General features: G+C 71.8%; 12 protein-coding genes and 1 pseudogene. 9 read left to right on the forward strand and 4 right to left on the reverse strand.

Annotation, left to right across the window (positions count from 1 at the left end; genetic code table 11):
- A partial coding sequence (locus VFO68_RS01765; RefSeq protein WP_325156338.1) for an FHA domain-containing protein occupies positions 1-365 on the forward strand: 365 nt, incomplete at its 5' end.
- Here VFO68_RS01765 and VFO68_RS01770 read toward each other — a convergent pair.
- Positions 343-1,455, reverse strand: a complete 1,113-nt coding sequence (locus VFO68_RS01770; RefSeq protein WP_325156339.1) for a winged helix DNA-binding domain-containing protein — start codon at positions 1,453-1,455, stop codon at positions 343-345. The genes VFO68_RS01765 and VFO68_RS01770 overlap by 23 nt on opposite strands.
- 50 nt (positions 1,456-1,505) lie before the next feature.
- Positions 1,506-2,504, reverse strand: a complete 999-nt coding sequence (locus VFO68_RS01775; RefSeq protein WP_325156340.1) for a zinc-binding alcohol dehydrogenase family protein — start codon at positions 2,502-2,504, stop codon at positions 1,506-1,508.
- Positions 2,505-2,599: 95 nt separating this feature from the next.
- Here VFO68_RS01775 and VFO68_RS01780 point away from each other — a divergent pair, with 95 nt between their 5' ends.
- The 3 genes from VFO68_RS01780 (at position 2,600) to VFO68_RS01790 (ending at position 6,247) form a co-directional block, all read left to right on the forward strand.
- Positions 2,600-3,424, forward strand: coding sequence for an NUDIX hydrolase (locus VFO68_RS01780; RefSeq protein WP_325156341.1), 825 nt, complete (start codon positions 2,600-2,602; stop codon positions 3,422-3,424).
- Between the two features lie 18 nt (positions 3,425-3,442).
- Complete coding sequence (locus VFO68_RS01785; protein WP_325156342.1) at positions 3,443-5,935, forward strand: DEAD/DEAH box helicase; 2,493 nt, start codon at positions 3,443-3,445, stop codon at positions 5,933-5,935.
- A gap of 84 nt (positions 5,936-6,019) precedes the next feature.
- Complete coding sequence (locus VFO68_RS01790; RefSeq protein ID WP_325156343.1) at positions 6,020-6,247, forward strand: hypothetical protein; 228 nt, start codon at positions 6,020-6,022, stop codon at positions 6,245-6,247.
- On the opposite strand, the gene VFO68_RS01795 is transcribed toward VFO68_RS01790, so the two are convergent.
- Complete coding sequence (locus VFO68_RS01795; protein WP_325156344.1) at positions 6,227-6,868, reverse strand: phosphoribosyltransferase; 642 nt, start codon at positions 6,866-6,868, stop codon at positions 6,227-6,229. The two genes, VFO68_RS01790 and VFO68_RS01795, sit on opposite strands and share 21 nt — an antisense overlap.
- Positions 6,869-6,931: 63 nt before the next feature.
- Between VFO68_RS01795 and VFO68_RS01800 the strand changes: the two genes are divergently transcribed.
- Complete coding sequence (locus tag VFO68_RS01800) at positions 6,932-7,450, forward strand: XdhC family protein (RefSeq protein WP_325156345.1); 519 nt, start codon at positions 6,932-6,934, stop codon at positions 7,448-7,450.
- Between the two features lie 6 nt (positions 7,451-7,456).
- Here the strand turns inward: VFO68_RS01800 and VFO68_RS01805 are convergent, their stop codons facing one another.
- Positions 7,457-7,948, reverse strand: a complete 492-nt coding sequence (locus VFO68_RS01805) for an RDD family protein (protein ID WP_325156346.1) — start codon at positions 7,946-7,948, stop codon at positions 7,457-7,459.
- 120 nt (positions 7,949-8,068) lie between these two features.
- Between VFO68_RS01805 and fabG the strand changes: the two genes are divergently transcribed.
- From fabG to VFO68_RS01825, 4 genes and pseudogenes are all read left to right on the forward strand, one after another.
- Positions 8,069-8,836, forward strand: coding sequence for a 3-oxoacyl-ACP reductase FabG (gene fabG / locus VFO68_RS01810; RefSeq protein WP_325156347.1), 768 nt, complete (start codon positions 8,069-8,071; stop codon positions 8,834-8,836).
- A 12-nt stretch (positions 8,837-8,848) separates the two neighbouring features.
- Positions 8,849-9,301 carry a MaoC family dehydratase gene (locus tag VFO68_RS01815; protein WP_325156348.1) on the forward strand — a complete coding sequence of 151 codons (453 nt, stop codon included), beginning with the start codon at positions 8,849-8,851 and terminating at the stop codon, positions 9,299-9,301.
- Positions 9,302-9,317: 16 nt separating this feature from the next.
- The gene (locus tag VFO68_RS01820; RefSeq protein WP_325156349.1) at positions 9,318-10,520 is read left to right on the forward strand and encodes an acyl-CoA dehydrogenase family protein; all 1,203 of its coding nucleotides are present in this window, start codon (positions 9,318-9,320) and stop codon (positions 10,518-10,520) included.
- Positions 10,517-10,774: pseudogene (locus tag VFO68_RS01825) on the forward strand (hypothetical protein); the annotation flags it as partial. The gene VFO68_RS01820 and the pseudogene VFO68_RS01825, both read left to right, overlap by 4 nt.

A 10,774-nucleotide genomic window follows, 5' to 3' on the forward strand; every position in this document is an offset into this window, starting at 1 on the left:
ACAGCGTGATGGCGGCCGGCGGACCGGACGCGGGCGGCATCGTGTTCCCGCCGTTCTGCCCGGAGCGGCACTTTCCGTTGCGGGCCGGGCAGATCACCATCGGCCGGCGCAGCGCGAGCCGGGGCATCCACCCGGACATCGACCTCACCGGACCGCCGGAGGATCCCGGGGTGTCGCACCTGCACGCGATGCTGTTGGTGGCCGCGGACGGCACACTGTCCATCGTGGACCTGGGGTCGTCGAACGGCACGACCGTGAACGACGACGAGAAACCGTTGGCGACCAACGTGACCCGCGCACTGTCCGACGGCGACCGGGTCCACCTCGGCGCCTGGACGACGATCACCGTTCGATCGGGCGGTTGATCACGACGTCGGTTTGGACGGCATCGGCCGCGAGGAAGGCCAGCAGCCGGCCGGCCTCCGCGACCACCTCACCGGCGTCCTGAGTGGACAGTGGACCAAACGGATCGACGAACAGCGTCACGCCGCGCCGGGCGCGATCGGTTCGCCAGGTTCCCTGGTAGCACCCGTCGAGCAGCAGGTTGCCCATCGTGGCGCCGTTTCCGGCGAAGAGCACGACCGGCCGCTTGCCGAGAACGAACCGGCTCCGGTCGGCGTGGCCGAGCAGCACGTTGTCGTACTCCGGGAGGAACCGCACCGGCGCGGGCGTGTCCGGGTCGGGCCGGGGCGCGTCCGGCAGGTCGAACAGCTCACGGCCGGACTCGTCCCGGAACACGTGCAGCCGGGAGCGCAGGCGTTCGAGCACCTCGCGCAGCCGGGTCAGCCCGGACCACGCCTGAACGTCCATTGTGGACGCCGGGCCGAACGCGGCGAGGTAGCGCAGCACCACCTCGTCCACGTCCGCCGCAGGCCCGGCGGGTGGGCCGAGCCAGGACTCCACCGGGGTCCAGGCGGCCGGGCCGGTCTCGCCCCACACCCCGCGCGGCGGCACCTGAACCAGCGGCAACCCGTAGGAGATGGTGTAGGCCAGCGCGTCGACGTCCTGACCGGGCCAGCGCCGCGCCAGCAGCGGCCCCAGCTCGGCCCGGGTGAGCGGCTGCTCCGCCAGGTGCTTGCGCCCAACCGCAAGGAGTTCGTCGACGTCCAGGTCGGCGATCTTCCGGGCGAACACCGAGCCGGCGAACACCCGCTCGACGACCGGCCTGATCACCGGACGCAGCGCGTGGCAGTCCCGCGCGGTGACCAGATGGATGGTCGCCCGCATCAGGGTCGTCCGCACCGCCGCCCGCCCGGTGATCAGGTCCGCCAGCTCCTGTGGAGCAAAGTTCGCCAACCGGCTCCACAACCCGACATACGGCGCGTTCGGGGCCTGCGCCTGCAGGCCCACCAGGTGCTCGAGCACCTCGCCCACCGGCCGGACCACCCGGCTCAGCAACAACTGCCGCTGTAGCGTCGCCCGGTTCAGCGCCCGCGGGCTCAGCGTCCGACTCATGTCGATCACCCTCCCCCGACTCGCCGCCCCCCAGCAAGCCACCCGCGTAGCTATGCGAGCAGGACCGCGGCCCCGGTGACGCGGTCGGCGGCGAGGTCGGTGAGGGCGCGGTCGGCCTCGGCGAGGGGGTAGGGCCGGGTGGTGATGCGGAGCCGGTGCGTGGCGGCCAGCCGGAGGAACTCGTGCGCGTCGGCGCGGGTGTTGGCGGTGACGCTGCGGAGCTGGCGTTCCTGGAAGAGGTGGCGCTGGTAGTCGAGGGGCGGGATGTCGGAGAGGTGGATGCCGGCGACGGCCAGGGTGCCGCCCCGGTCGAGGGCGGCGAGGGCGGGCGGGACCAGCTCACCGGCGGGGGCGAACATGATCGCCGAGTCCAGCGGTTCCGGAGGTGGGTCGGTGGCGCCGAGTGCCGACGCGGCGCCGAGGTCGAGGGCGAGCCGGCGGGCCTGCGCGCTGCGGGTCAACACATGCACCGTCGCGCCCTGGGCCAGGGCCAGCTGGGCGGCCAGGTGCGCGCTGGCACCGAACCCGTAGACGCCCAGCCGGCCGCCGGGCGGCAACTCGGCGCGCAGCAGCGCGCGGTAGCCGATGATCCCGGCGCACAGCAGCGGCGCCAGTTCGGCGACGGGGTACCCGTCCGGCAGGGGCAGGGCGTAGGCGGCCGGAACGGTGGTCAGCTCGGCATAGCCGCCGTCGGCGTCCCATCCGGTGTAGACCGACCGGGGGCACAGGTTCTCCGCGCCCCGCCGGCAGTACCGGCACTCGCCGCAGGTTCCGCGCAGCCACGCGATGCCGACCCGGTCCCCCACGCCGAACCCGGTCGCGCCTGCGCCGAGCCCGACCACCTCCCCCACCACCTCGTGGCCCGGGACCACCCGCGGCCGGTGCACCGGCAGGTCACCCTCGGCCACGTGCAGGTCGGTCCGGCACACCCCGCAGGCCAGCACCCGCACCAGCAGCTCGCCCGGCTCCGGCTCCGGGTCCGGCTCCGACCGCGCCACCAGCGGCCCGGTCGCCATGGCCCCCGGCCGCTCCACCCGCCACGCGAACATGCCCGTTGTCCGTCCTCAGTGGACGATGCGGCGCCGGATGTGGGCCACCGCCACCCTTGTCATGATCACCAACCCTACGCGTATGTTCGGTACGTATGGACGGGGACTGGTTCACCCGGTGCGCGCAGGGCCACCAGCACTGGGGCCGGCACGGCGCCGCCGGGTTGCTCGTGTGGTCGGGCGGGCAGGTGCTGCTGCAGCAACGGGCCGCCCCGTCGAGCGGCGCCGGCACCTGGGGGCTGTTCGGCGGCGCCCGGCACCGCCGCGAGGATCCGGTGACGGCCGCACTGCGGGAGACCGCCGAGGAGAGCACGCTGCCCACCGGCGAGGTCCGGGTGCACGGCAGCTGGACCGAGGACCACGGGAACTGGGCCTACCACACGGTGTTCGGCACGGCGCCGGAGCCGGTGGCGGTGCGGCCGGCGTCCTGGGAGACCATGGCCGCGGCGTGGGTGCCCGAGGACGAGGTGGAGCACCGACTGCTGTTCGAGCCGTTCGCGAAGGCCTGGCCGCTGCTGCGCGCCGGGCTGCGCCGCCCGGTGCTGGTGGTCGACTGCGCCAACGTGATGGGCGCGCGGGCCGACCAGTGGTGGCGGGACCGGGCCGGGGCGGCCGCCCGGCTGCGCGACGACATCGGCCGGGCCGCCGGCCTGACCGGCATCGAGCCGTACGACCTGTGCTATCCGGAGATCGTGCTGGTCGTGGAGGGCGCCGCGCGCGGGATCGGCGCGGGCGACACCACGATCCGGGTGGTGGACGCGCCCCGCGGCGGCGACGACACGATCGTCGAGCAGGTCGCCGGGACCGGCCCGGACACCCGGCCGATGGTGGTCACCGCCGACCGCGAACTGCGCGAGCGCTGCCGGGCGCACGGGGCCGCCGTGCTCGGCCCCCGCTGGCTGCTGTCCCAACTGGGTTGATGGCACGATCAGGGCATCATGACGCTCACCGAACTGCTGCCCGCCGCCGCCGACCCCGACGACCTCTTCGACGCGTTCTCCGCATGGGCACAGGAGCAGGGCCTGTCGCTGTATCCGGCGCAGCAGGAGGCGATGATCGAGATCGTCTCCGGGTCGAACGTCATCCTGTCCACCCCCACCGGCTCGGGCAAGAGCATGGTCGCGGTCGGCGCCCACTTCACCGCCCTCGCGCAGGGCCGGCGCAGCTTCTACACCGCGCCGATCAAGGCGCTGGTCTCGGAGAAGTTCTTCGCCCTGTGCGAGACGTTCGGCGCGGACAACGTCGGCATGCTCACCGGCGACGCCAGCGTCAACGACACCGCCCCGATCATCTGCTGCACCGCGGAGATCCTGGCCAACATCGCGCTGCGGGACGGGGCCGCCGCCGACGCCGGCCTGGTGATCATGGACGAGTTCCACTTCTACGCCGAGCCGGACCGGGGCTGGGCCTGGCAGGTGCCGCTGCTGGAGCTGACCGGCGCACAGTTCGTGCTGATGTCGGCCACACTCGGCGACGTCACCCGGTTCGAGGAGGATCTCACCCGGCGCACCGGCCGGCCGACCGCGGTGGTCACCTCCGCGCAGCGACCGGTGCCGCTGTTCTACAGCTACGTGCTCACCCCACTGCACGAGACGCTCGAGGAGTTGCTGGCCACCAACCAGGCGCCGATCTACGTCGTGCACTTCACCCAGGCCGCCGCGCTGGAGCGGGCCCAGTCGCTGATGAGCATCAACGTGTGCACCCGCGCCGAGAAGGACGAGATCGCCAAGCTGATCGGCCGGTTCCGGTTCACCGCCGGGTTCGGCAAGACGCTGTCCCGGCTGGTGCGGCACGGGATCGGCGTGCACCACGCCGGCATGCTGCCCAAGTACCGGCGGCTGGTCGAGCGGCTCGCCCAGGCCGGCCTGCTGAAGATCGTCTGCGGTACCGACACGCTGGGCGTCGGCATCAACGTTCCCATCCGGACGGTGGTGTTCACCGCGCTGTCCAAGTACGACGGCGTCAAGACCCGCCATCTCAAGGCGCGCGAGTTCCACCAGATCGCCGGCCGGGCCGGCCGGGCCGGGTTCGACACCGTCGGCAACGTAGTGGTGCAGGCGCCCGACCATGTCGTGGAGAACGAGCGGGCGCTGGCCAAGGCCGGTGACGACCCGAAGAAGCGGCGCAAGGTGGTCCGGCACAAGCCGCCGGCCGGCTTCGTGTCCTGGGGCGAGCCGACCTTCGAACGCCTGGTGGCCGCCGCGCCCGAGGCGCTCAACTCCAGCTTCGTGGTCAGCCACGCGATGCTGCTCAACGTGGTCGGCCGGCCGGGCGACGCGTTCGCCGCCATGCGCAAGCTGCTCACCGACAACCACGAGGAGCGCCCGGCGCAGCGCCGGCACATCCTGCGGGCGATCGCGATCTACCGGGCGCTGCTGGCCGCCGGCGTGGTGGAGCGGTTGTCCGAACCGGACGAGACCGGCCGGCGGGTGCGGCTCACCGGCGACCTGCAGCTGGACTTCGCGCTCAACCAGCCGTTGTCGCCGTTCGCCCTGGCCGCGATCGACCTGCTGGACCGGGACTCGCCCGGTTACGCCCTGGACGTGCTGTCGGTGATCGAGTCCATCCTGGAGGATCCGCGCCAGGTCCTGTCCGCGCAGGAGTCGAAGGCGCGCGGCGCGGCCGTGGCGGCGATGAAGGCCGACGGCGTCGAGTACGAGGAGCGGATGACGCTGCTCGAGGACGTGACCTACCCCAAGCCGCTGGCCGAGCTGCTGTCCGTGGCCTACGAGACCTACCGGCGCGGCCATCCGTGGGTGGCCGACCACCCCCTCTCGCCCAAGTCGGTCGTCCGGGATATGTACGAGCGGGCCATGACGTTCACCGAGTACGTCGGGTTCTACGCACTGGCCCGCTCCGAGGGGCTGGTGCTGCGCTACCTGGCCGACGCCTACAAGGCGCTGCGGCAGACGGTGCCGGTCGAGGCCAAGACCGAGGAGCTGGTCGACCTCGTGGAGTGGCTCGGTGAGCTGGTGCGCCAGGTGGACTCCAGCCTGCTCGACGAATGGTCGCAGTTGGTCAACCCGACCGACCGGCCGGCCGACGACGAGCCGCCCCCCGCCGTCACGACCAACCCCCGGGCGTTCCGGGTGCTGGTCCGCAACGCTCTGTTCCACCGCGTGCAGCTGGCCGCCCGGGGTGACTACGCCGCGCTCGGCGAACTGGACGGCGAGTCCGGGTGGACCGCACAGCGCTGGCAGGAGGCCATCGAGCCGTACTTCGACACGCACGACGAGATCGGCACCGGGCCGGACGCCCGCGGCCCGGCGATGCTGATCATCGAGCCGGAACCGGAGCGGTGGACGGTACGTCAGATCTTCGACGATCCCGCCGGTGACCATGATTGGGGTATCGTCGCGGAAATTGATCTCGATGCATCTGCACGTGCAGGTGAGGTATGCATTCACATTTCATTTGCGGGTCAGTGGTAAGGACCTTCGACCCGCTGACGGGTGATGATCTCGCGCGTACTCTTCGTGGATCGACAAGGGGCAGGGGCGTTGATGGACGAAAGCGTGGCAGAGCAACTGCTGCTCGCCCTGTGCCGGCGGTCGACCGGCGATGTCCACCTTGATCTGGCCGAGTTGGACTCGGTCGACGTGTCCAGCCTGCTCGCGCTGCTGCGCGGCGCGGCGGCCATGTGCGCTGGGTATCTGGTGCTGCACAATGCGCCGATGTCGTTGCGCCCGATGCTCGACGTGATCCGGGACGCGGTCGGCGACTCAGGCGTGCGCGTCGTGTGAGCGCAGGAAATCCCGCGCCTCGTCGTCAGTGAGCTGCCGAAAATTTCGGAACCATTGGCCGACGGCCTGGAATGGCACCGGCGTCTGCAGGCAGATCACCTCGTCGACGATTCCGGCCAGTTTCGCCGCGACGTCGGCCGGGGCCACCGGCACCGCGAGCACGATCCGCCGCGCGCCGAGCTGCCGGGCCACCCGGACCGCGGCGACCACAGTGGAGCCGGTCGCCACCCCGTCGTCCACAATGATCACCGTCCGGTCCGCCAGGTCGGTCCGCGGCCGGTCCGGACGCAGCGTGCCGGCCCGCCGGGACACCTCGGCCCGCTCCCGCTCGACCACGTCGTGCAGGTCCTCCCAGGACAGTCCGGACTCGTGCAGGACCGGTGCGTTGCGCACGGTGACCCCGTCCTCGCCGACCGCCCCGGCGGCCAGTTCCGGCCGGTAGGGCACGCCCACCTTGCGCACGACGATGACGTCCAGCGGCGCGGCCAGCTCCGCGGCGATCTCCACGGCCACCGGCAGCCCGCCCCTCGGCAGCGCCACCACGACCGGGTCCGCGCCGGCCAGGTGGGTCAACCGGCCGGCCAGCATTCGTCCGGCCTCGGACCGGTCCCGGAAGTGCACGCTTCCAGTCTGCTCCGTCAGGCCCGATGCGGCACGGCATGTGCTCGTGCCACGCTAACGACCATGACCGCCGATGACAGCTGCGCGGTCGCGCACGGTGCGGCACCGGACGCGACCACGACCCGCACCCTGGTCACCGTGTTCGCCTCGCCGGTCGCCGACTACCTGCTGCGCTACGGCGCCGACCTGGGCTACCGCACGGTCCTGGTCGAGCCGGAACGCGGCCGGGTGAGCAGCGCCGAGCAGGACGCCGCCACCGCCGTGCGCACCGAACTGCCGGCCGACCTGGACGGCAACGCCGACGTGGTGGTGACCGACCATCACCGGGTGGAGCTGGGGCCGATGCTGCGCGACGCGCTGGCGCTGCCGGTCCGCTGGGTCGGCGTGATGGGCAACCCACGGCATCCGGCCCCGCACGTGACCGCGCTCGGCGACCTGGGTGTGGCGCCGGCCGACATCCAGCGGGTGCACCGCCCGATCGGGTTGAACATCGGCTCCCGGACCCCGCCGGAGATCGCCATCGCGACCCTGGCCGGGCTGCTGGCCGACCGCAACGGCCGCACCGGCGGGTTCGACTTCTAGCTTCGGCTAGACAGGTGGCGTGAGCAGGACGGAGAGGACCGCCCGGCCGAGGCTGTACAGCCAGTACTGGGCAAGCATCCGCAGCGTGGGCGGACCGCCGGTGTCGTCGCGGATCATACGGAGGCCGGTGAGCGCCTTCCCGAGCGTCGCGTGGGCGGCACGCTGCACGAGGACGCGGTGTACGAACGACACGGCGAAATAGGCGGCGAAGCCGCCGAGGAAGATCACGAGGTCGGGCCGGTCGGGATCCTCCAGGAGGATTCCTATGGTGAGAAACGCCCAGAACAGGTGCATGACCACGTCGATGGCGATGCTGAGGCCGTACCGGAATCGGCGCCGCGAGGGATAGCGCGGGTCGCCCTCGTCGGCGTGCCTGGCCGGCAGCTCCACACCCGGCGGCGGACCGTGCCTGCGGAGCCGGCGGAGGTCCCTGCGGCGGACCGGAACCAGGTCGAACTCGGGCGAGGTCACCAGGCGGGGTTCGACGGTGGCGGCCATACCACCATGATGCGGATGCGGCCCGCCGGCGCGCCATGGCCTGGGTCACGCTCCGGTGGACAGGGGGCCGACCTGCGGGTACTTTGCTAAGCGCTTGCTTACCTCGAAGTCAACGAAGCCATGGAGGAACCTGTGACCGTGTCCCGTGTCGCGATCGTGACCGGTGCCGCGCGCGGCATCGGCGCCGCCGTCGCCAAGCGGCTGGCCAGCGACGGGTTCGCCGTCGCCGTGGTCGACCTGGACGAGTCGAGCTGCAAGGACACCGTCGCCGCGATCGAGTCCGAGGGCGGCAAGGCCATCGCGGTCGGCGCGGACGTCAGCGACGCCGACGCGGTGAGCACGGCGGTGCAGCGGGTGGCCGACGAGCTCGGCCCGCCCACCGTGCTGGTCAACAACGCCGGCATCACCCGGGACAACCTGCTGTTCAAGATGAGCGACGGGGACTGGGACGCGGTGATGGGCGTGCACCTGCGCGGTTCGTTCCTGATGAGCCGGGCGGTCCAGGCCCACCAGACCCAGCAGGGCTGGGGCCGCATCGTGAACCTGTCCAGCACCTCCGCGCTGGGCAACCGGGGCCAGGCCAACTACGCCACCGCCAAGGCCGGCCTGCAGGGCTTCACCAAGACGCTGGCCATCGAGCTGGGCAAGTTCGGCGTCACCGTGAACGCGATCGCGCCGGGCTTCATCGAGACCGACATGACCGCGGCCACCGCCGAACGGCTCGGCGTCCCGTTCGAGGACTTCAAGAAGGCGGCCGCGTCGCAGATTCCGGTCAACCGCACTGGAAAGCCCGAGGACATCGCCGCGACGGTGTCGTTCTTCGTGCGCGAGGAGGCGTCCTTCGTCTCCGGTCAGGTCATCTACGTCGCCGGCGGACCCCGAGCCTGAGGAGCAACAGCCATGCGAGTCTTCGCGAACCTGAGCGAGTTAACGGCGGCCAAGGGCGAGCACCTCGGCTACAGCGACTGGCACACGGTCACCCAGGAACAGGTCAACCAGTTCGCCGAGGCCACCGGCGACCACCAGTGGATCCACGTCGACGCGGAGAAGTCGGCCAAGGGTCCCTTCGGTGGCACCATCGCGCACGGCTACCTGACCCTGTCGCTGCTTCCGGTGCTGACCAAGGACATCTACCGGGTCGACGGCCTGACCATGGGCATCAACTACGGGTCGAACAAGGTCCGGTTCCCCTCGATCGTGCCGGTCGGATCCCGGATCCGGGCCGGCGTCGAGCTGATCGACGTGCTGGATGTCAAGCAGGGCAAGCAACTCATCGCGCGCGCCACCGTGGAGATCGAAGGCGGCGAGAAACCGGCCTGTGTGGCCGAGACCGTCGTCCTGCTCATTCCCTGAGCCGAAAAGAGAAGACATGACGCAAACCCGACCCGCGGCGGTGGACGCCGAGGAGTTGCGCCGGCTGGCCGGTGAGCTGCTCGCCGCGCACGACCCCGCGACCACCGAACCGCTGGAGTTCTTACGCGCCCGGTTCGACGCCGGCCTGGCCTGGGTGCACTTCCCGGTCGGGCTGGGCGGCCTTGGCGTCCCCCGCGAGCTGCAGTCCGTTGTGGACATCGAGCTGGCGGCGGCCGGGGCGCCGGACAACGACCCGCGCCGGATCGGCATCGGGCTCGGCATGGCCGCGCCGACGATCCTGGCGTTCGGGACCGAGGAGCAGAAGCAGCGCTTCCTCCGTCCACTGTGGACCGGCGAGGAGGTGTGGTGCCAGCTGTTCAGCGAGCCCGGCGCCGGCTCCGACCTGGCATCGGCCGGCACCCGCGCGGTCCGCGACGGCGACGACTGGATCGTCACCGGGCAGAAGGTCTGGACCTCCGGGGCGCACCTGGCCCAGTGGGCGATCCTGCTCACCCGGTCCGATCCGGACGTGCCCAAGCACCTCGGCATGACCTACTTCCTGGTCGACATGACCGCGCCCGGCGTCGAGGTGCGCCCGCTGCGGCAGATCACCGGTGAGGCCGAGTTCAACGAGGTGTTCCTCACCGAGGTCCGCATCCCGGACTCGCTGCGGCTGGGCGCCGTCGGCGACGGGTGGCGGGTCGCCCAGGCCACCCTGATGAACGAGCGGGTGGCGATCGGCGGGCGGCCGGTGCCGCGCGAGGGCGGCATGATCGGCTCGGTGGCCGGCACCTGGCGCGACCACCCGGAGCTGCGCACGGCAGGCACCCACGACCGGCTGCTCGAACTGTGGGTGCAGGCCGAGGCGCTGCGGCTGGCCGGGATGCGGCTGCGCCAGCAACTCGCCGCCGGCACCCCGGGCCCGGAGGGGTCGGCCATGAAGCTGACCTTCGCCCGGCTCCAGCAGCAGCTCTCCGGCCTGGAGGTGACCTTCCTCGGCGAGGAGGGGCTGCGCTACGACGACTGGACGCTGCGCCGCCCGGAGACCATCGACTTCTACGGCCGCGACGCCGGCTACCGCTACCTGCGCGCCAAGGGGAACTCGATCGAGGGCGGAACCTCGGAGATCCTGCGCAACATCATCTCCGAACGGGTGCTCGGGCTGCCCTCCGAGCCCCGGGTGGACAAGGACGTGCCCTGGAAGGACCTGCCGCGATGACCGTCAAAACGCTGGACACCGGCACCCGCGCCGGGCACAACCTGCTCTACACCGACATCGAGGACCACCTCCGGTCCAGCGTCGGCGACCTGCTGTCGGACCGCTGCCCGGCGACCGCCGTGCTGGCCCGCTGCGAGACCGACAAGCCCTACGACCTGGAACTGTGGCGCACGCTCGCCGCGGACGTGGGCGCCGCGGGCCTGCTGATCCCGGAGGAGCAGGGCGGGCACGGCTCGACCGCCCGGGAGGCCGCC

The sequence above is a fragment of the Actinophytocola sp. genome (genome assembly GCF_035712165.1).
Taxonomy (GTDB): domain Bacteria; phylum Actinomycetota; class Actinomycetes; order Mycobacteriales; family Pseudonocardiaceae; genus DASYTH01.